Source organism: Fodinibius salipaludis (assembly GCF_002287075.1).
Taxonomy (GTDB): domain Bacteria; phylum Bacteroidota; class Rhodothermia; order Balneolales; family Balneolaceae; genus Fodinibius; species Fodinibius salipaludis.
In genome coordinates this window covers 125,705-147,311 of sequence record NZ_NSKE01000009.1, presented here as the reverse complement: position 1 = coordinate 147,311, position 21,607 = coordinate 125,705, and the positions used below count along the sequence as shown (strand labels likewise).

Here is a 21,607-nt window from a genome sequence, read left to right as displayed (position 1 = left end):
AGCCTTCGCTCCGATGCTCAAAAGCTTCATTGAGTCGGCCCTTCAGGCCGAGATGGAAGCTCATTTGGACGACGAGCAGCGCAAAGGTGGCAACAAACGCAACGGCAAAGGCCGCAAAACGATTAAAAGTTCAGCGGGGGCTTTCGAGATCGACACCCCACAGGATCGTCAAAGCAACTTTGATCCGCAGCTAATCAAAAAGCGGGAGACCGTGTTGGCCGACAGCCTCTCTGGCAAGATTATCGGCCTCTACGGGCTGGGCATGAGCTTCCGGGACATCAGCGCCCATATCTCCGAGATGTATGACACCGAGCTTTCCCACACCGTACTCTCTCAGATTACCGATCGGATTATTCCCGAGGTTAAAGCCTGGCAGTCTCGTCCGTTGGAAGAAGTCTACTGTATTGTCTGGCTGGATGCCATGCATTACAAAGTGCGTGACGAAGGCCGGGTGACCCACAAAGCCCTCTACAATATTCTGGGCATCAACCGCGATGGCTACAAGCAGGTGCTGGGATGCTACGTCTCGGAGAGTGAGGGAGCTAACTTCTGGCTGCAGGTGCTCTCCGACATGCAGAACCGAGGACTCCAGGACATCCTGATTGCCTGCACGGACAACTTGACCGGCTTCAAAGAAGCCATTGAGAGTGTGTATCCAAAAGCCGATGTGCAGTCTTGTATTGCCGGCAGATCCGCAACTCCCTGAAGTATGTCGCCAGCAAGGACCAAAAGGAGTTTATGCGGGACCTGAAGCGGGTATACCGAGCCAATACCAAAGATTTAGCTGAGCTGGCACTCGAGGAGTTAGCTGACAAATGGGAGTCCAAATACCCGATCGTAATCGCCTCTTGGCGGGACAACTGGGAGAAGCTAACAACCTATTTCCAGTATACCCAGCCGATTCGTAAGCTCATATATACGACTAATGCGGTGGAAGGCTATCACCGGCAACTGCGAAAGGTCACCAAGACCAAAGGCGCGTTCACCAGTGATATGGCTCTGCTAAAACTGGTCTATTTAGCCACTAAAAACATTGAAAAGAAATGGACATCGCCCTTGCAAAACTGGGCCTTAACTGTTCAGCAGCTGGCTATTCGATATGGCGATCGGCTGCCGTTGGACTTAACCCGTAACCACGAAAAATAAACAAACCAGACAGAGTTTAGTTTACACACCCGTCTTGCTCGGTACGAGTACTTCTTTGTTTTTACCATAGCCCTAGTTTTAGCAAAGATCTTTCGGACCGGGGTTTTATTTTATATATGTCACAGTACTGAAGTTTGTTAAAGATTTTTTGATTGACCTTAATTTACTTTAACGTGGCCAAATTGGAAGCAGAACAGTGTAAATTTTAACTAATTTCAAAAAATTACTGATCAATCAGGTAAGCCAATAAAGTTTTACCTTTACATATTACGTCGCATAATAAGTCCCGATAACCAAAGATCTATCTGCTGATACTGCAGGGTAAAGTACGATTGTGATCGCCTGAGAATGTAGTGATTAAAAGGAAAGAACTCGTTTTTGTTTCGGGGTTCAAAGAAGTAAAAATTTCGGGTCGGATCAGATCGGTTGTATGAGTAAGACCAGTACATTTCGTCTAACCGTTCATCAACATACCAGGGCGGCCCCATGAGAATATACATCATACCGGGATCTGTTTTCCATCCCTCCTTAAAGTTTGAAAACTGTTTATTGGCCTCTTCTACTCGATTGTAAAACTTTTTAATCACACTTCGACCTTGACCTTTATTCCCAATATTTTTCAACCAAAACCGATCCACAGCCTGCTTTAGCGAATCAGTATTGGTTATGGCCATAAGCTTTTCATACTCTTTTTCTTTCATCAGATAAATCAGAGGTTGAGCCAGCTCTCGTGCTGTTTGTATGGAGGGATAGTTTTTACTTTTGACCGCAAAATCTCGGGCTTTATAGGCCTCTCCAGATTCTTCAGATGAAATATTGGTCTGTACCTCAAACCGATAGTTGCCACGCGGTTGATCCCCAAAAGTGAATTCAATAAGTACATTTCCCGGTTCTATTAATTTACGTTGGGTAGATTGGATAACTTCTTCTTCGTCATAATCAATGCCTTTGTACTGGATGCTCGATGCACTATAATTATTATAGTGCATCGGTCGGGCGTAAGTGGTATCTGATTCGAAGCGGAGCAGTTGTGAATCTATTGTTAGTGGTTCACTGGAGTTATTATTAGTAACCTGGAATATAAATTTCAATGAATCCACGCGTCCGGGTACGTCATAGGTGGTAATGGGCGACCAGGATGGATCTTCGGAACTCATGTTTTTCCCTTCCATCCGAATATTCGTGAGGTTAGAAACATTATTTTCGGGATTTGGGAGGTAGGTTTCAGTGGAGTGCGTAATCTGTTTATCCGAGCTCTGATCAGTGAGCGTGAAATTGATGGTGTATCGTCCCGGTGCTACCTCAATTTCCCGCTGAAAGGTGTGAATCTGCTGACTGTAAACGATATTGGGATCTTCTCTTTCGATGTCAATTTCATACTGTTCAGATCCAACCACATTATCAGGGTTCGTTTGATTGATAATCTGAACATTAATAGTAACGTTAGAAATGTACTTGTCACCCTCTTTATTATAGATTAGACTTCCCAGTACAATATCGGCAGCAATATCGATTTTTGGATTTCCTTGATCGTCAATTAATCCTATGGCGGTAAAACGCCCCTCCGGATACCCGTCTATAAAATTGTAGCTTGAGCCGCGCTCAATATCGGGATTCATCGATTTGGCACAACCCATCAACCCGATACCCAGAATTAAAACGTACTGAAGGATCCACTTTTTGTTTAAATGTGTGCTCATAAAATCCACCTGAAAAGTTTTAGTATAACTTCCTATTGAATCCTAATTTTTAATATACCAATTGCTTAAAACTTTTAAAGTATTAGTTCTGTTTTTTTAAAGAGTTGCCTATATCCGATAACGTTTATAGTTATAATTTCATACATTAATATGTTTTTCTATAAAACTATTTTATACGGCAAAACATTTCTCAGCGTATTTAGAAAGGTAATTTTTACAGTAAAGGAATAGAATTAAATGAGTATTAGCGAACGACGAACAAAGATTGTCTGTACCCTCGGTCCCAGCAGTAATACCGAAGAAAAGATTGATAAGCTGGTGAGAAATGGAATGAATATCGCGCGGATTAACTTTTCTCACGGCACGCACGAAGATAATGGCAAGGTTATTCAAAATGTAAGAAAGGTGGCTGATCGTTACGGAGTCAGCCTTCCAATTTTAGCGGACCTGCAGGGCCCGAAAATCCGTATCGGAAACATGAAAGAGGGTGGGCAGGAAGTAGAGGCCGGAGACTATGTTACGCTGACAACCGAAGATATTGAAGGTACCTCTGAGACAATACCTGTTGATTATAAGGGATTGGTTGATGATGCCGTGGAAGGGAATAGGCTGCTGATTGATGATGGGCTTCTTGAGCTGAAGGTGATCAAAAAAAATGAATCCACGTTGGTGGCTCAGGTCGTTGTCGGCGGATTGTTAAAATCACGCAAGGGACTAAACCTACCGGATGTTGATTTGTCGATGGCCTCACTTACCGAAAAGGATATCAAAGATCTGGAATATGCTCTTTCGCAGGATGTGGATTATGTCGCTATGTCCTTTGTTCGTTCTGCGGATGATATTCAGGAGGTTATTTCGAGGGTTCGAGCCGAAGGTTCCAACGCCGGTATTGTTGCGAAGATCGAGAAACCCGAGGCGATAACAGTAATTGATGATATCATTGAGGAGTCGAGCGGTATTATGGTTGCTCGCGGTGATCTTGGGATAGAAATTGCCAGTGAAAGAGTGCCCATGGTGCAGAAAAATATTATTGATAAATGTCGTCAGGCGGGGAAACCGGTCATTACGGCTACACAGATGCTCGACTCGATGATCGAAAACCCCCGGCCTACCCGTGCCGAAAGTTCAGATGTAGCGAATGCGGTACTCGATGGAACCGATGCAGTAATGCTGTCCGGAGAAACGGCTGCGGGAAATTATCCGGTGGAATCTGTGAGAACAATGGACAAAATTTGCGGGTTGGTTGAAAAGAATGCCGACCATATCTATAACAGCCTGGAGTATCGCAAACCGGAGTGGAAAGAGAAACAGGTGATCGAATCGTTGGCGTATTCATGCGTAATGTTAGCTGAAAATGTGGATGCGAAGGTTATCAGCACCATTACGCATTCTGGTAGTACTGCCCGGCGTATTGCAAAATTTAGGCCGCGAGTTCCTATTGTAGCATTTACCGAGAGCGATGAAGTGCGCCAGCAGTTGGGAATGGTTTGGGGGGTACAACCTATAAAGATCGATGAGATATTTGATACCGACAAGAGTGTGAAATTGATGGAGGAACATCTCAAGAATCATGGGTTGGTGAATAAAGATGATCGTGCGATCATTGCCACGGGAATGCCAATCGCAAAGAAAGGTCGTACGAATATGATTAAGGTGAGTACGATTGAATAACAGAAAATTAATGATCGAATATTGAGGAAGTTTCTTCTCATACTGTTGACAGGCATATTTTTAGTGGGATGTGGGAGTTCCCTAAAAAGTTCTTGGAATAATTTTACGGCTTACTACAATACTTTTTATAACGCTCATGAAAACTTTAAAGCGGGATTAAAAAAAGTCAATAATCAGCCTGTTACTATCGATCCATCCAGTCCGGTTCGTGTTCACCGTGGTCCCAATAAAGCCGGGTATAATGATTTTGAAAATGCGATCAATAAAGGGGCTCAGGTATTGAGAGAATTCCCCGACTCGAAGTGGATTGATGACGCTATTTTTCTTATTGGTAAGTCATATTATTATCGGCAGGAATTCTATCCGGCACTACAAAAATTTGAGGAGCTTATGGATGCCGGTAGCTCTCCCAAAATGATTTCGTTTGCTGTTATCTGGAAAGGAAGAACGCAGCTTGATTTGAAACAGTATAGATCGGGAATAAGTTACTTGGAATCCGAGCTTGAACAGTATCCCGCCAAGTGGCCTCAGAAATACAGGGGAGAGATACAAGCGATGGCGGGTCAGCACCACGCGATGTTAGAAAACTGGGAGGAATCGTCTGACTATTTATTTGATGCAACCTCAAATATCCGGGATAAAACGCTGCTTGGGCGAACGTATTTTTTGCTTGGACAAGTGTTGGAGCAGAAAGAGCGATACGGGGAGGCCTATAATGCTTTTGGGGAGGTACAAAATAATTTCCCTGATTTTGAGTATCTCTACTGGTCCCAGTTCAAACAGGCCGATATCGCCAGAGAGGAGAAGCAATTTGATTTAGCTCTTGATATCTTTCAAAGGCTGAGAAACGATGATAAAAACCTTGACCGTCGGGGGCGACTTTTATTTGAGATTGCTAAGACACATGAGATGAGGGGAGAACCCAAACAGGCTGAAAAGCTGTTTAAAAACCTTTTGTATGGTACTGAAAGCCAGTCACAACCACGCGAGTTACAAGCTGATATTTACTTTCGGTTGGGCAAAATTTACAGCGATCAATATGATCAGTATCAGGTTGCAGCTGCTTATTTTGATTCTTCCTCTACGATTAAAAGTTCTTCTCGATCCGATACGAATGAAGACAATCCGGAAGAATTAGCAGAGACATATGGCGAATATACCGAACTGCAAAAGTCGATAACACGAGCGGATAGTTTGTTGAAGCTGGGTTCCCTCACGAAACAGGAGTTGGATTCAGCTTTGACTGCGATACGAATCCAAAAAAAACGGGAACTGGAAGAAGCTGAAGGAGGGGAGTCAACAGTTATTGCCAACGCTGAAATGACAGGAGAAGAGAGCATGGGCACTCCCGAGATTCCCACCAGGTACGGTTACCTAAACTACAAAAATGCGGAGTTGGTAGATCAATATAAAACACAGTTCAGGTTGCGTTGGGGGGATCGTCCGCTTGTTGACAACTGGCGGAGAGCAGAAGTTATCAGAGGGGCGGAACGCCAAGAGGATTTTGAGACAGCCCGGGACCAATTACAAAAAGGGGCAGATAACTCAGAGTCGGTTGTAGCAACGAACCTTGAGAACATACCTCGAACGGATGAGCAAAAGAATCAGCTTTTAATTGAAAAGGCCAATGCACAATATAATTTGGGTAATCTGTTATTCCTGAATCTGAATATGCCCGATAGTGCACGCCATTATTTTCATAAAGTTCTCAAAAATGATATTGCCGAAGAACTGCATCCGCCGGCGATGTATTCCCTGTTTGAGATCTTTTCTACCGAAAATAATCCTGATAGTCTTCAATATTGGGGAAAAACGATTAGAAAAACATATCCTGGAACAAAATATGCCCAGAGGGTAGATGTCAGGCTGGGAGGTACTTTTGAGCAGGATACAACAACAAATTTATTAGACCAGTATTATCATAATTTGGAGGATACGACCTCCCAGAAACCGTTGAAATTGAGAAAATTAGCACTGAATAATCGCTCCTCTGAGCTGGCTCCACATATATTTTATCAGTCGATTGAAGCTTACATAAAACAGGCTAAAAATGGCAGCGGATTTGTTGACTCTACCTACAAACGTTCTTTATCGGATGATTTGAGTGATTCGGCAAGGGTTGATTCGGTTACAATATCAGCCGCCTCAGAACAACAGCTGCAATTTTCGGGTGCTGCCTGGGACAGTGTGCGATTTGCCATCCATCAGTTTGATACTACGTTCCCCAATGCCGAACAACAGCAGAGAGTGAATAAGTTAAAGAAGGTGTTAGAGGAGCACCGGTCAGCATCACAAGAAAAAACGACCTGCAAAGATTTGGGGATCTCGCTGAGTGTAGAGCCCGGCATGGCATCGTTTTTATCGCAGGTTACTTATCCTGAAAAGTTAGAGGGAACTTCGTTGTCGGGGAAGATGATCTATTCATTTACAGTGACAAAGCAGGGAGAAGTCAAATCCTATGAGTTAATTTCACAAAAAACTTCGCTGGGTATCGAAGAGGCTTTTGAAGAAGCCTTTGAGCAACACCTGCAGTTTGCTCCGTTGGAGGCAGATGAGGCACCCGACGAAATCACATGCCGGGTATCTTTTCCCATTCAGCGTTAGTCGAATGCTTTAACCAGCTGATGGATGGATTTGATATTCAGCTCATCTAACTCGTGTAACAGCTGACGGTTGATTGACTTGACCAGTCCGGGTCCTTTGTAAATAAGGCCGGTATATACCTGTAGTAAATCTGCTCCGGCTAATATCATCTTTAGGGCCGTACTGAAATTATCAATACCGCCAACGCCAATAATTGGCTTTTGTCCTTTGGTTGCTTCGCTGATCCATTCAACAATTTGAACACTTTTGTTGGCGATAGGCTTTCCGCTGAGACCGCCGCGACCAATATTGTCAAGCTTTGCTTTACTTGTTTGTAAGCCTTCACGCGACGAGGAAGTGTTGCACGCGACATATCCGTGGATGCGATGGTCTTCACATATTTCTAAGAGCTGTAACAGCTGATCTTTGGTAAGATCAGAAGAAAATTTTACGGTTGTGGGTACGAGGCGAGCATCATCACGTATTTTTAGGGCTGACAGCAGCTCATCCAAAGCCGAGGGGTCTTCAAAAGTCTTGCCTTCTGCGGTATTGGGACACGAAATATTGACCGTAATATAGTCGGCTACTTTTTTGGCCTCGTTGAAGCTTTGTACATAGTCCTGAATGGCTGCATCGCCCATGATTTTGGGATCATGTGTTTTGGCAATATTAACGCCCAGTGGTATGGACAGCTCTTTATTTTTCAGGCGTTTTATGACCGTTTGAGCCCCGTCATTATTCAATCCCATCCTGTTGATAATTGCCCGGTCCTTGGGCAGACGAAAGGATCGGGGCTTGGGATTTCCGGTATTGGGATTGGCGGTAATGCTGCCAATTTCTACAAAGCCGAAGCCCAAGGCTTCCATAATTTCAGGAATTTCTCCATTTTTATCGAAACCTGCGGCAAGTCCAATAGGATTTCTAAAGGTTAATCCCCATATTTGTTGACTTAATTTTGCAGATTGATAATTGTAGATACTCTTTGCCAGGGCTTTTAACATTCCACTATCCGATGCTGTCTCAGCAAAACGGTGAATGGTAGAATGGGCTTGCTCAGCGTCAAGCTTGAATAAAAGTGATTTCACCAACGAATTATAAATCATAATATAGAACTGTCCCTATTTCGCCTCGGCAAAGTAAAGAGCTTTTTTCTAAGAACGAAATTAAAACGATTAATTAAAGCGTAATGCGTTTTACTTCTTCCAAATCCGTTCAGGAGTATCTCGAAAGCATACCTAAATTTCAATCCCGGGGATCTTCTGCTGCGAAATTTGATTTATCCCGTTTTAGAAACTTTTGTGATGTCATTGGTAATCCACACAAAGAATTTGATTCTATCCATGTGGGAGGCACGAATGGAAAGGGGAGCACATGCAATATATTGGCTTCTGTATTGCAGGAGGGAGGCTATAAGGTAGGAGTGTATACCTCACCGCATATTATTACGTTTAACGAGCGTTTTCGGGTTAATGATGATGTTATTTCAGATGAGGATCTTCTGGTGTTTTTCAATACGTATGTTGATAACATTGAAGAGTATACATTAACCTATTTTGAGATAAGTACAGCCATTGCCTTTTGGTGGTTTGCACGTTCGAAAGTAGATGTAGCTTGTATTGAAGTGGGACTCGGCGGGCGGTTAGATGCTACTAACATCATCGATCCTATGGTAAGTGTGATAACCAGCATTTCGCTGGATCATACCGATATCCTTGGAGACAGTATTACTGATATCACCCGAGAAAAGGCGGGTATTATAAAAGAAGGCCGTCCTGTAATAATAGGAGATCTGCCTAAGAAAGCACGACACGAAATTGTTAAGATCGCCGAACAGAAAGAGTGCCCGTTATTTACAATTGATGATTTAAATCCGAAATGTCTTAATCCCGGCCGTTACGGTTTAGCGGTTAATGATACAATAATGGATATTTCAAGCAATTTAATTTCGCCCATACAGGCAAAAAATATTGCGATTGTATGGAAAATTTGTTCGATAATTAAAGAAAAGTATATAATCACAGAAGACTACTTTACCAGTGGCCTGAGGCGTGTTAATGCCGGCTTTGGAAGGTTTGAACGACTTATTGATGGTCAGCAGTGGTATTTCGACGGGGGGCATAACCAAGAGGCCGTAAAGGCTTTAAAAAAATCAGTTAACACAGTGGGGAATATTGAAAATGCTACGTTGGTACTCTCACTGATGAGAGATAAAATTCGAAAGGAAGTGATGACAGAATTTTTAGAATTCAAAAATATCTATTATTATCCGTTAAGCCTTGAACGGGCAGCAACTTTTGACGATATTAAGCAGTGGTTGCCTAAGGCAATTCCCTTTCCTGCTTCTGATGAAAATCGAAAAGAATTGATGCAAGACGATTTTGATTCGGAATTAGTAATTTTTTCAGGAAGTTTTTACTTTTATGAAACAGTTCGGGACTGGGTTTCAACTTTTGCTTTAAACCAATAATTCATATCTACCTGAATTTGCTCCCTTTTTACAGCGTAGATCTATTCTCTACAGCTTCTGACAAAAGATTATAGGATCATTTTATTCATCGTAACCCATTTTCATATTTAAATAGATAGAAGAAGATTATGTCGGATTACCAAACCGATGGAGTTTCTCTTGAAGAAATAGATACTCTTCAGGAAAAAACAGTTAAGGAACTTCGTTATTTAGCCCGCGAACAGGGATTAAGTTCGGTTTCAGACTTGCGAAAGCAAGAATTGATCAATCGTATTACACAATCAGTACGTGATAAAGCGAGAGCTCGGGGAGAGTTGGATACGGATTCCAATGATCAACCGTCTAATAATAACAATAGCCGAAATAATTCCGGGCATTCTGACAATAATCGGGGCAAGAAAAAGAAGAAAAAAAGTGTCCACGATATCTTGCCGGAATCGGATGCACCAACACTTGATGAGCGGTTGGCTGAAATTCAGCCGAAGTTGGGGCCATATCTGATACAGGAGGGGACGCTCGAAATCTTGCCCGATGGGTATGGGTTTCTACGTTCGGTGAATTATAATTACAAGGCCAGTCCCGATGATATTTATGTATCACCTTCCCAGATAAAGCGTTTTCGACTTCGGCAAGGGGATTGTGTGATTGGAATTATCCGTCCGCCAAAAGTAGGAGAGCGATATTTTGCCCTTCTGCGTGTGGATGGGGTAAATGGAAAAATTCCTCATGACATGGATAATCGTGAGGATTTTGAAGACCTTATGCCGATTTATCCCGAAGAACGCTTCAAGCTGGAGCATAGCCCGTCAGAATATACTACACGATCTTTGGATCTGTTTGCACCGATGGGGAAGGGACAGCGTGGCCTCATTGTAGCACAACCAAAAACGGGTAAAACGACTATACTGCGTAATATCGCAAATGCTGTCAATAAGAATAATCCTGAGACAAAGATTATTATCCTGCTCATTGACGAGCGTCCGGAGGAAGTAACCGAAATGGAGCGGAGCGTAGAAAATGCAGAAGTGGTAGCATCCACCTTTGATGAAAAACCGGAAAATCATATCGGCCTTTCCGAGATCGTTTTTGAAAAAAGTAAGCGCCTTGTAGAAAGTGGCCACGATGTATTAGTTCTAATGGACTCTATCACGAGATTGGCGCGTGCATATAACATTTGTCAGCCGTCGTCGGGGCGAACAATGTCCGGTGGTATAGATTCAGAAGCACTAAAAGCGCCACGCCAGCTGTTTAGCTCGGCTCGTAATATTGAAAATGGTGGTAGCCTTTCCATTCTTGCTACAGCGCTGGTTCAGACCGGTTCTCGCATGGACGATCTTATCTTTGAGGAGTTTAAAGGTACTGGTAACATGGAGATTGTGCTCGACCGTAATCTTTCTGAGCGCAGAATTTATCCGGCAATGGATATCTTTAAGAGTGGAACACGGCGCGAAGAGCTCATCGTACCGGAAGCGGAGCATGAGAAAGTAGTGCTCCTGCGTCGTTACCTGAACCGCATGAATAGCTTTGAAGCGATGGAATTTGTCCTTGATAAGATGAAGGGAACCGAAGACAACGAAGAATTCTTGCTTTCCATGAACAAATAGCAATCCCTATAAGGGAAGCTGTTTAGCCAATACATATTTTTTATCCTCATCTTTGAACAGATGACCTGCTTGTCCATTCCCGGAGTGATAGAAAAGTAACAGGGCTTTTTCATCACAGGCTTGTTGCAGAAGCTGAACTTTCTTTTTCTTGGCTTCCAGACTGTAAATATCTGCTTTTTCCATGCTATAGTCATTAAGCTGATATTCGTTCGGCAGTAAATCTCCCAGGTAGTATGCTTTTTCACCACCGCTTTCGAGCATCACAATTTGATGTCCGGGCGTATGTCCACCTGTTTTTACAACAGTAATACCTTCCATGATTTCCGTACTATCATCCGATAAAAAGGTGACTCGGCCATCACTGACTAATCGGTAAAAATCATCCAAACGGTAGCGTTCGCTGTAGGAAAGTTGCTTGCCTTCACTTTGTTCAAGAGCAAAGTCCCATTCTTGTTGGTGTACGTAGTAGGTGGCATTTGGGAATGTAGGCTGTGTTTTTGCCTCCGCATTAGTAAAAGAGGAACCGGCGGCGTGATCGTAGTGAAGATGTGTTAGGATAACATGGGTAATATCTTCGGGTGTTGCCCCGAAAATGCGTAGATTAGTGCACACGTTGGAAACGTCCGTATATTGGCTGCCTGTATCCAATCCCCAACCCAGGCCGGTATCGAGCAGAATGTTTTGGTTGCCCGATTGTACTAAAATGGGATTGATCCCAACCATAGCCGTGTGGCTATTGCTGGGATCTTTCGGTTTTAACCCCGAATGTGAAGTTCTCGCGGATCGGTTAATATGTCCATCTTTGAAAAGCTCAAAATGCCCTTCGCTCAGGACTTCTACCGTAAAAGAACCAATATCCATGTCGGTGATTATTGAATACTTATTTCGTATGGAAATAATGTTAATGCATCGCGACGTTTGAGTACAGAAAACTGTTGTTCGACGTTTTGCATCTCGTTAGAGAATAACCAGCTGTTAGGTAGCAAGGCTTTGGCTTGTGTTGCAGCTGATCCCATAAACATTTCGTAAATTGTTTTAGCCTTAGGGTATTTAGCGATTTTGTAATCGCTGATTTCGGCTTTTTCAGCTGCTAAGCTCAGTGCTTTTTCGAGGCCGCCTAACTCATCCACCAGACCATTTTCATGGGCATCAGCCCCAACCCAGACACGGCCCTGGGCAAGTTCGTCCATCTCATCAACTTCCATGTCTCGGCCCTCAGCCGCTTTGGTGATAAAAGTTTGGTAAAAGCTATCGATATACTGTTGAAATGCTTTCTCCTCGGAGGCCGTAAACTCCCGTGTAGGTAGTAGCCAGTCAGCATGTTCGTGGGTTTTAACCTCATCAAAGGTAATACCCAGCTTTTCATTCATTAACTGTTTGGTATTAAATTTTGTACCGAATACTCCTATGGATCCGGTAATAGTTGTTGGTTCTGCAACAATAGAATCGCCGGCCATGGCAATATAATACCCGCCGGAAGCTGCAACGCCCCCCATGGAAACAATGACCGGGATCTCTTTCTTGGTTTCTTGTAGCTTTCGCCAGATCGCATCAGAAGTACTACCTGAACCGCCCGGACTGCTAATACGCAGTACTAATGCTTTGATGTCGTCATCCTTGCGGATCTCTTCGAGCTGTTCTTCTATAAAATCGACGGTAATCTGTGACTGATTGTTAAATGGTGAATTAGAACCGACATCCGGCATAATAGGGCCATTGGCATATATGACCGCAATTTTATTTGAAGTTGACGGGGTAGAAAGTCCGGCTGAGGATGGGGTGACGTTTGAATAACGGTCAAAGTCTACGGTCTTAATAGAGGCACTTTCATCAAGGCCTATTCTGTTTTTCATATGGGCAACTAACTCATCCGTATAGACCAGAGAATCTATAAGCTGATTTTCGAAACCGAACTGTGTTGTCAAGTTAGGTTGTCGGTTTAGCAATTGGTTTAGCTCTTCGGTAGAATGACCGGTTTTGGCACTTACCGCATCCAAAAAGGTGGTACTTGTTTGGTTCAATATCTGGGTTAATTGATATTCATTCTCATCGGATAGATCTTTTCGGAAGAAGGGTTCAACGGCTCCTTTATATTTACCGTGCCGGATGACTTCGGCATCTATACCCAGCTTTTCAAACATTCCATCGAAAAATGTCACCTGGCTGAAAAATCCATCGAACTCGAAGAATGTTTCCGGCGGAGCAAAAACAGAGTCGGTTGCCGTGGCTAAATAATATCCTTTCTCGTTATAACCGAGGTCGTTGGTGCTGGCGTATATGAACTTGTCAGAACTGTCACGAAAAGCACTTATTAGCCGGTGTGCCTCTTGGAGATTTGCCCAGCTTTCACTCATAAAATCAATTTCAAGCCAGATGCCTTCGACATTATCATGAACTTGGGCCTTGGCTAAATTTTCTTTCAATGTTTCCAGGGAGACCTTATCATTGTTTGACTGATTTAACAGTTGATCCAATGGATTCTGTGAATCCTGGCTGGGTAGCATCCCACTAAGAGAAATTTTTAGAATGGAATTACTTTGGATATATGGCTCGGGCTGCTGTGAGCTCGTTGAAATGGTGATAATGCCAACAAAGAAAATAAGCAGCAGTGCGATAAGTGTACCCAGTGTTGCGGCAATAAGTGTTTTGAAAAAATTCATATAATTTTAAACCAAGTATGTTGTTTCAGAATTAATTATGGTGATGAATTGTTAAACCCTGTACGTAAAATTTTGAAGTATGTTATTAAAACTGAGTGTTATAAACAATGCCTAAACAAGATGTTATAATTATAGGTTCAGGACATAATGGCCTGGTTACAGGTTGCTATTTGGCCAAAGAAGGCTACTCTGTGAAAGTGATTGAGCGTCAGGATCAACTGGGAGGGGCGGTGAGTACCGAGACGATGTTCAAATCAGAGAAATATCCGCAGGGTTTTCGGATGGATGTTGGGTCATCTGTTCATATTATGATTCATCAGACCGGAATTTTGGAAGAGCTCGAGCTGGAAAAGTATGGGTTGGAGTACATTGAGATGGATCCCATTATGTCGTACCCGGTGCCGGAGGGAGGGGACGTAATCCATTTTTTTAAGGATCTGGAACGTACCTTGGATTCCATTGCCAAGGTAGCACCCGAAGATGTTGAGAATTATCGGGAGTTTGTGGAATTCTGGGGACGCATCAACAAGGGGGTTTTAAAAGCATTTATGGTTCCGCCCAGCGGAAAAAATATTGTTACCGAGGTTGCCAAGGGACAGATTCGTGATGGAGGAATGTTCGAAAAAGGGAAACAGCTTGGCGGTCTTCAGAAAATACTGAGTAGTTACGGGAAAGTGGTTGATGATGCGTTTGAAAATCCGCATATGAAGGCGGCATTGACCTGGTTTGCGGCACAGTCGGGGCCTACGCCCGATCATCCCGCTACGGGCGATTTTGCCGGCTGGCAGTCGATGTTGCACCAGAGTGGAGCCAAGCATCCGCGTGGAGGCAGTGGTATGTTAACACAGGCGATGGCACGATTAATTGAAGCACATGGCGGAGAAATTATTACCGGATCTCCTGTTGAAGAAATTATTATTGAAGATGGAAAAGCACTGGGTGTTCTGACAGAAGGAGAAGAATATCGAGCCGATACTATCATTTCAAATGCTCACGTGCAAACGACCATGATGAAACTGGTAGGCCGTGACCACCTTCCCAGTTCTACCTATGCAAAGGTGGAGGATATCAATGTCGGTAATGGTTTTGGGATGGTTGTTCGCTGTGCCGTGGAGGAGCTGCCTCGCTATACCGCCTGTCCTGATGATCCCTATATCCATAACGGAATGCAGCTGTTGGCGCCATCGGTTCAGTATATGAACAATGCGATTGGCGATTACCTACAGAAAAGGCCTCCAACGGATCCAGCGGTGCTGGCAATGACATTTTCGCAGATTGATCCTGATGTGGCACCAAGCGGGGGACATACCCTTTTTGCGTGGGCGCAGTGGCATCCCTATGAGTTACAGGATGGCTTACACTGGGATGATATTCGGGAACGGGAAGCTCAAAAAATTTATGATGTGGTTACGCGCTATGCACCCAATATGGATGACAAGCTCATCGATTGGTATATACAATCACCCCTTGATATTGAACGAAAGCATGGGTTGTTGCGTGGTAATGTAATGCACGTAGAGATGAGTTTTGATCAGATGTTTATGTTTCGTCCTATTCCTGAGATGAGTGAGTATAAAACGCCCATAGAGAATTTGTATTTATCATCGGCATCATGTCATCCGGGAGGGGGCGTTTTTGGTGCAGCGGGTTACAATGCTGCAAACGTAATTTTGAAAGATAAAAAGAAATCCTGGTTCAATTTTTAATGGTATGATTCAGAAATCGAATTCAATAGTTGAAATTAATCTTTCACAGCTCAAGCAAAACTTACGAACGCTACGCTCTTATTTAGATGAAGACACTCGTGTCATGTCTGTAGTAAAGGCCGATGCTTACGGTCATGGATCTGTAGAGGTAGCTGGTACGTTGGAGCCCATGGTAGATGCTTTTGCCGTTAATGATATCCATGAAGGCATCGAGCTGCGGAAGCAAGATATAACAAAGCCTATTCTCGTTTTCGAAGTTCCGCAGAAAACAACAGCATCACAGTACAGGGTGCATAATTTGACGGCTACGGTGAGTGCCAAAGAACATTTCGATTGGCTGCCCAATGGGACTTCATATCACCTCAATTTTGATACCGGCATGGGACGTTTGGGATTTGACCCTGAAGAGGCGGAGCGCGTTCTGACATTGGTGGAGGAAAATCAAAATCTATTTTGCACCGGTTTGTATAGTCATTTTGCTACAGCAGATAGCCCCGGATCGGATTTTGTTACCGAACAGCATCGTCTATTTACAAATATACGAAGGCAGTTTCCCAAAGAACTTTCAGCTCATATTGCTAATACCGGTGCTACCGCTTTTTATTCAAATGAGCAGTATGATATGGTTCGCCTGGGTATTGGACTTTATGGTTATGCACCCGGCAAAACAGGTATTGATGGAATTAGTCCCATACTTGAGTGGAAATCAAAGCTCGTACAAATAAAGCCGATTAATGCGCAGAGCACGGTAAGTTATGGGGCAACATGGCAGGCTCCTGCAGCCGGAAATTTAGGAGTTATCCCCGTGGGGTATGACGATGGTCTCAAGCGGAGTTTATCCGAAGAATTGACGGTATGTATTGATGGAAAAATCTATCCGCTGGTGGGGACTGTAACAATGAACTATTGCATGGTCTTTCTGGGGGATAATCAGTATAAGCCTGAAACCCCTGTTAAGTTACTTTATGCTAAGAATAATGCACGGGATTGGGCGTCAAAAATAAATACCATTCCTTATGAAATATTGACAAGTATCAATCCCAAGATTCCGAGGGAATATATTTTATAGAGATAGCAACTTGGTTTATCGGATACCAGTTAGTTCTACATCGTAACGAAGAGTTTCGTCCCGTAGATCCATACCGTTAACACCCGGTCGGCTGTTATCATATCCCAATGATGGTGGGACAACAATGACTCTTTTTTCACCCTCTTTCATCCCTAACAGGCCTCGTCGAAACCCTTCAATTTGTGCTTGTTGTTGCTGTGTTGAATTGGAAGTTAGATTTGTGATAAGGGCAGACGTGGTATTACTATCAGCAAAAGTACTTTCAAAAATAGTTCCTTCTTCAAAAATACGTCCTGTATACCTTACACCTATTTGATCACGAGGGGTAACCGTACAAAATTCTTCATTACCGCCGGGGCATTCTCCCTCTTCGATCACATAAATCTCAACCCCACCTTCTTTGGTGTACGTTGTATCAGCATTCGAAATGTTATAGGGTTCAGGTACATTGCTGTAATCCGGTCCGGTTGGACGGTTGTTCTTATCATCACAGCTTTGAATAATAAGTGCTGAAGAAATGAGTAGTATAAACAGCAGAAAAGATGATTTTCTAAAAAATCTCATTGATTTGAAACTGATTAAAATCTGATTCTATTGTGGTCGTGACAAATTCTGTATACGCTTATTTTAATAGCGTTAAAGGTAACGTATTTACAGTGCAGGGGAAAATACAATTTTTACCTCTTTACCTTTCACTAAACGCTTGTTCCAGCTCTTTGTTGCGTTTGCGTACCCCTAATTTACTGATCCATATAGAAAGTTGGAAAAGTAACACCAACGGAATTGCTATGAGTATTTGTGAAACAGGATCAGGGGGCGTCAAAAAGGCGGATAGAACGAAGCAGGAAATGATGGCATGTCGACGGTATTGTTTTAAAAACTCGGGAGTAAGTAGTCCGAATTTAGAAAAGAAATAGCTTAATACCGGTAGTTGAAAGATGATACCACATGATAGTACCCACATTGTGAGGGAGCTAAAATACTCGTTGATATCAAAATCGTTGTGGATGGCATCAGATATTTGAAATTGGCTAAAAAACTGAAGGGCAAAGGGCACAAGAATGAAGTATCCGAATGCGACGCCCAACAGAAAAAAGAAGGTGATGAAAGCACTATGGCCGATGGACTTCCATTTTTCTGATTTTTCCATGGCCGGTTCTATAAATGACCAGAGTTGATAAAAGAGAATGGGAGAACCTAAAATACCTCCAAAGACAATAAGCGTGCCCCAGTATGTAAAAAATTGTCCGGGTAGTTTTCGGCTTTGGATGGTGAGATCGATGGCATCAATGCCAAGAAGCTGATACACAAAAAAGTTCGATTGGGTGGGCCCCAGCATTACTTCGGCAACAAGGAAATCGCCCATGAAAAAAGCGATGATCATCCCTACGCCAATCCCGCCAAGACCTTTAATAAGTCGCCAACGCAGTTCCTCGAGATGATCCAGGAACGACATGCTGGCGGTTCGATCTTTAGGTTTTTTGGCTTCGGGTAAATCCCCGGTCATTATTTGGCGTTCTTCAGTCATAAAAATTATGGGACAATTACTAAGCAGTTACAAAATCGTATAGTGGAAATGCATCACAGAGCTCGGAAACTTCTCCTTTCACCTCCTCGATGACGGATTCATTTTCCGGATCTTGCAGTACTTTGTCGATAAGCTTAGCAATTGTTTTAAACTCGTTAGTTCCAAATCCGCGGGTGGTCATGGCTGGCGAACCAATACGAATACCCGAAGTTACAAACGGACTTTCGGTGTCGAAGGGCACCATATTCTTATTCAGCGTGATGTTAGCTTTTTCCAGCGCTTCTTCGGCAACTTTGCCTGTTAACCCTTTGTTGCGCAGGTCAACGAGGATGAGATGATTGTCGGTACCGTTGCTTACCAGGTTATAGCCCATCTCCATGAAGGCATCACCCATTGCTTTGGCATTTTTTTGCACCTTCTTCTGATATGATTTAAAATCGTTCTGCAGTGCTTCTTTAAAAGAAACGGCTTTTGATGCGATTACATGCATGAGCGGACCGCCTTGTGTTCCCGGGAATACACCGGAGTCGAGTATTTCACTCCAGTTTTTTGTTCGCCCTGATTTTCGAGCCGTTACGCCCAGCGTGTTTTCTCCGTCTTCTCCAAGCAAGATCATCCCACCACGCGGACCGCGCAAGGTTTTATGCGTGGTGGTGGTAACAACGTGGCAGTGAGGCAGAGGATTCTTTAGCAAGCCAGCGGCGATAAGTCCGGCAGTGTGGGCCATATCCATCCATAGATAGGCTCCAACTTCATCAGCAATTTCGCGAAATGCCTTGTAGTCAAAATCACGGGGATAAGCTGAGGCCCCGATCGAAATGAGTTTTGGCTGGACTTCTTTAGCCTTTTTGCGAACTTCTTCCAGATCTATGCGGCCGGTTTCCTTGTCAACGCCATAGAATTCAGAGTTATACAGAATTCCGGAAAAGTTGACAGGGGATCCATGCGTTAGGTGTCCGCCGTGCGAAAGATCGAGACCCAAGAGGGTTTCACCGGGTTCCATAAAAGTAAGATAGACTGCGGCATTTGCCTGTGCTCCCGAGTGTGGTTGTACATTTACCCAGGATGCTCCAAAAAGTTTTTTTGCTCGTTCGCGGGCAAGTTCTTCAACTTTGTCTACCACTTCACAGCCGCCGTAATATCGTTTTCCGGGCAATCCCTCGGCGTACTTATTGGTCAGCGTCGATCCCATTGCTTCCATGACTGCTCGCGAAGCAAAGTTTTCGGAAGCAATAAGTTCCAAATTATCATTTTGGCGCTCTTTTTCGTCGGCTAAAAGTTGATATACCTCAGAATCTTGATCAGGTAGAGATTGCATAAATGTTACTCTTTATTAGTTAGATCGTGAATTTTGTTAACGCGACGTTCATGACGGCCGCCGTCGAAATCAGTATTCAACCAAATTTTGACAATCTTTTTTAGCTTTTCTTCACTAAGCCCTCGGCCCGGCAGGCATAAAATATTCGCGTTGTTATGCTGTCGGGTCATTTTTGCTGAATTATCATCATATACCAGGGCGGCGCGAACGTTCTTATACTTATTGGCCGTCATACACATACCCTGTCCGCTTCCGCAAATAAGAATACCCTTATCGTGTTCACCTTCATTAACTTTCTCGGCTACTTGTACAGCAAATTCGGGATAATCAACAGACTCATCAGAGTGAGTCCCAAAATCAACAGGCATGTGATCCATTTCTTCGAGCCATGTCTTGACTTTCTCTTTGGCCTCAAAACCGGCATGGTCGCTGGCTATTGGAATGATCATAATTACAAGAGATTTGATTGAATTATGGGTTGGTTAAATATCCGTAAATTGCGACTTATTAAAAAGGGACTGATCGTAATATATTTCTTCTCTATTCATACAGAAAAGAGAATACGGTTCTGACATAACTACCGACCGCTCGTGAGGGCATATATTAGGATGTTTGTGCCCATTTGGAGAGCTTTTTCTCTGACCGCAGCAGGATCATTATGTACATCGGGATTTGTCCAACCATCCCCTAAGTTCGTTTCGTATGTATAGAATACGGCCAGCCTGCCTTCTAAAAAAATGCCGAATCCCTGGGGCGGCTTACCATCGTGTTCATGGATTTTGGGGAGCCCATTGGGAAATTCGAAAGCTTGGTGGTAGATCGGATGATCAAAAGGAAGTTCGATGAGCTCTTCATTGGGAAATACTTTGTTAATCATGTCTCGAAAATGTTCATCCAGTCCGTAGTCATCATCAACATAAAGAAATCCGCCGTTTTGCAGATATGTTCGCAAGTTTGATGCTTCGGCTTGGTTTATGGTGATGGTACCGTGGCCCGTTAAAAAAGCAAAGGGATAGGTAAAAAGGTCGGGACTGCCAATATCGACATCGTCGTATTCGGGATTAATAGCCATGGGCACCTGTTGACGGGCAAATTCAGCAAGGTTCTGTAAAGCTGACGGATTGTTATACCAATCGCCGCCGCCACTGTATTTTATACGTGCAAGGTTGAACGATTCGGACTCCTGTGCAAAGATAGGACAGGCCAAACTGGTGGCTAAAACAAATAACAGTATATATTTGAGAATGTTAGAAAACATCAGTTGGTAAATTATGGTCGAGTAATAAAGGTGCTACTGGTATCACTGGCCATGCTTCCAAAGATACCAATCCCGCCATTCACATTATATCGAATATTTTGAATTTCACCGGGTGATAAAGTAGTGCCTCCTGATTGTGTATCGTGTGATCTGAGAAAATCATAGAGGTTATCATCTATGGTATTCACAATTATATTATTAGAGCCATAAAAGGCAACGGCTAACCAAGGTAAACGCAGTGTAATGTTACCGTTGTCGGGATTTTGATCAAAGTTCCCCTCATTGACGATGCCCGATGAATTAACATAATACTCCTCAATATCGGTTTCGTCGTCATCTACTTGGTCGGCATAAAAGGGTGTTAAATTATTGAGACTTGTATCTAACGCATTAATAGTAAAAACAAAATAGGTTTGGCGATCAGTAATATAGGAGCTTGGAGTGGTCGTGAGTTCAACCTGTTGTTCGCCTTGATATACATAACTGGATTCCAGTTCATTAACGGTTTCAAAATCTCCCGGAACATATGTGGTAGAAGAAATTTCATCTCCGTTTTGGGTTGTTACCTGCAGGCGGTATAACTGTTCGTCTTGGATAGTTATATTATCAACCGGAGTATAGATCCCCGGTCGTTGTTCTTGATATTGGTACTGCTCGGCGACAGAACTGTCAGAATGTAACCGCTGTATTTCTACCGTTGCACCAGAAACGGTATTATCCTCAAATCGATAGGTTTCGTCAATAGGATTCGTTGTTGAAAGTCGAACTTGCTGAAGGGTATCGTTAGCAACTAAATATGATTCTACGACATAGTATTCCTGGTATTCATCCTGCTCGTAGAGTTCGCACCCGGACAAGATTACTAAGAACGTTAATATGGGTATTATTTTTTTCATG

Annotated in this window: 16 protein-coding genes and 1 pseudogene; 7 read left to right on the top strand and 10 right to left on the bottom strand. The window is 43.3% G+C overall.

The features are described 5' to 3' along the window. Window positions 1–1,146 (top strand): annotated as a pseudogene (locus CK503_RS16480) (IS256 family transposase); the annotation flags it as partial. A gap of 260 nt (window positions 1,147–1,406) precedes the next feature. On the opposite strand, the gene CK503_RS12965 reads toward CK503_RS16480, so the two are convergent. Beyond that, the gene (locus CK503_RS12965) at window positions 1,407–2,846 is read right to left on the bottom strand and encodes a GWxTD domain-containing protein (protein WP_255233422.1); all 1,440 of its coding nucleotides are present in this window, start codon (window positions 2,844–2,846) and stop codon (window positions 1,407–1,409) included. Window positions 2,847–3,083: 237 nt separating this feature from the next. On the opposite strand from CK503_RS12965, the gene pyk reads away from it, so the two are divergent. Beyond that, complete coding sequence (gene pyk / locus CK503_RS12960; RefSeq protein ID WP_095607253.1) at window positions 3,084–4,517, top strand: pyruvate kinase; 1,434 nt, start codon at window positions 3,084–3,086, stop codon at window positions 4,515–4,517. Window positions 4,518–4,538: 21 nt separating this feature from the next. Then, the gene (gene porW, locus CK503_RS12955) at window positions 4,539–7,121 is read left to right on the top strand and encodes a type IX secretion system periplasmic lipoprotein PorW/SprE (RefSeq protein ID WP_141239935.1); all 2,583 of its coding nucleotides are present in this window, start codon (window positions 4,539–4,541) and stop codon (window positions 7,119–7,121) included. Here the strand turns inward: porW and CK503_RS12950 are convergent. Beyond that, window positions 7,118–8,203 carry a quinone-dependent dihydroorotate dehydrogenase gene (locus CK503_RS12950; protein ID WP_176466311.1) on the bottom strand — a complete coding sequence of 362 codons (1,086 nt, stop codon included), beginning with the start codon at window positions 8,201–8,203 and terminating at the stop codon, window positions 7,118–7,120. The two genes, porW and CK503_RS12950, sit on opposite strands and share 4 nt — an antisense overlap. Window positions 8,204–8,286: 83 nt before the next feature. On the opposite strand from CK503_RS12950, the gene CK503_RS12945 reads away from it, so the two are divergent. Both CK503_RS12945 and rho read left to right on the top strand, forming a co-directional pair. Further along, on the top strand, window positions 8,287–9,567 hold the full coding sequence (locus CK503_RS12945; RefSeq protein WP_095607251.1) for a bifunctional folylpolyglutamate synthase/dihydrofolate synthase: 1,281 nt from the start codon (window positions 8,287–8,289) through the stop codon (window positions 9,565–9,567). A gap of 128 nt (window positions 9,568–9,695) precedes the next feature. Next, on the top strand, window positions 9,696–11,171 hold the full coding sequence (gene rho / locus CK503_RS12940) for a transcription termination factor Rho (RefSeq protein WP_095607250.1): 1,476 nt from the start codon (window positions 9,696–9,698) through the stop codon (window positions 11,169–11,171). Window positions 11,172–11,177: 6 nt separating this feature from the next. Here rho and CK503_RS12935 read toward each other — a convergent pair whose 3' ends face one another. Next, a complete protein-coding gene (locus tag CK503_RS12935; protein WP_095607249.1) occupies window positions 11,178–12,032 on the bottom strand; it encodes an MBL fold metallo-hydrolase in 855 nt (284 codons plus the stop codon). Between the two features lie 8 nt (window positions 12,033–12,040). Continuing rightward, window positions 12,041–13,831 (bottom strand): signal peptide peptidase SppA, encoded by a 1,791-nt coding sequence (gene sppA / locus CK503_RS12930; protein WP_095607248.1) that lies wholly within the window; start codon window positions 13,829–13,831, stop codon window positions 12,041–12,043. A gap of 107 nt (window positions 13,832–13,938) precedes the next feature. Between sppA and CK503_RS12925 the strand changes: the two genes are divergently transcribed. Beyond that, complete coding sequence (locus CK503_RS12925; RefSeq protein WP_095607247.1) at window positions 13,939–15,537, top strand: phytoene desaturase family protein; 1,599 nt, start codon at window positions 13,939–13,941, stop codon at window positions 15,535–15,537. A 4-nt stretch (window positions 15,538–15,541) separates the two neighbouring features. After that, window positions 15,542–16,606, top strand: a complete 1,065-nt coding sequence (gene alr / locus CK503_RS12920) for an alanine racemase (protein WP_095607246.1) — start codon at window positions 15,542–15,544, stop codon at window positions 16,604–16,606. Between the two features lie 15 nt (window positions 16,607–16,621). On the opposite strand, the gene CK503_RS12915 is transcribed toward alr, so the two are convergent. From CK503_RS12915 to CK503_RS12890, 6 genes are all read right to left on the bottom strand, one after another. Further along, window positions 16,622–17,170 carry an FKBP-type peptidyl-prolyl cis-trans isomerase gene (locus tag CK503_RS12915; protein ID WP_095607245.1) on the bottom strand — a complete coding sequence of 183 codons (549 nt, stop codon included), beginning with the start codon at window positions 17,168–17,170 and terminating at the stop codon, window positions 16,622–16,624. 121 nt (window positions 17,171–17,291) lie between these two features. Continuing rightward, window positions 17,292–18,134 carry a twin-arginine translocase subunit TatC gene (tatC, locus tag CK503_RS12910; protein WP_255233421.1) on the bottom strand — a complete coding sequence of 281 codons (843 nt, stop codon included), beginning with the start codon at window positions 18,132–18,134 and terminating at the stop codon, window positions 17,292–17,294. Between the two features lie 19 nt (window positions 18,135–18,153). Further along, on the bottom strand, window positions 18,154–19,452 hold the full coding sequence (gene glyA, locus CK503_RS12905; RefSeq protein ID WP_095607244.1) for a serine hydroxymethyltransferase: 1,299 nt from the start codon (window positions 19,450–19,452) through the stop codon (window positions 18,154–18,156). 5 nt (window positions 19,453–19,457) lie between these two features. Then, window positions 19,458–19,901, bottom strand: coding sequence for a ribose 5-phosphate isomerase B (gene rpiB / locus CK503_RS12900; protein WP_095607243.1), 444 nt, complete (start codon window positions 19,899–19,901; stop codon window positions 19,458–19,460). Window positions 19,902–20,029: 128 nt separating this feature from the next. Continuing rightward, the gene (locus CK503_RS12895; protein WP_095607242.1) at window positions 20,030–20,710 is read right to left on the bottom strand and encodes a DUF4159 domain-containing protein; all 681 of its coding nucleotides are present in this window, start codon (window positions 20,708–20,710) and stop codon (window positions 20,030–20,032) included. An 11-nt stretch (window positions 20,711–20,721) separates the two neighbouring features. Continuing rightward, the gene (locus CK503_RS12890) at window positions 20,722–21,606 is read right to left on the bottom strand and encodes a DUF4249 family protein (protein WP_095607241.1); all 885 of its coding nucleotides are present in this window, start codon (window positions 21,604–21,606) and stop codon (window positions 20,722–20,724) included. Between the last annotated feature and the right edge of the window lies 1 nt (window position 21,607).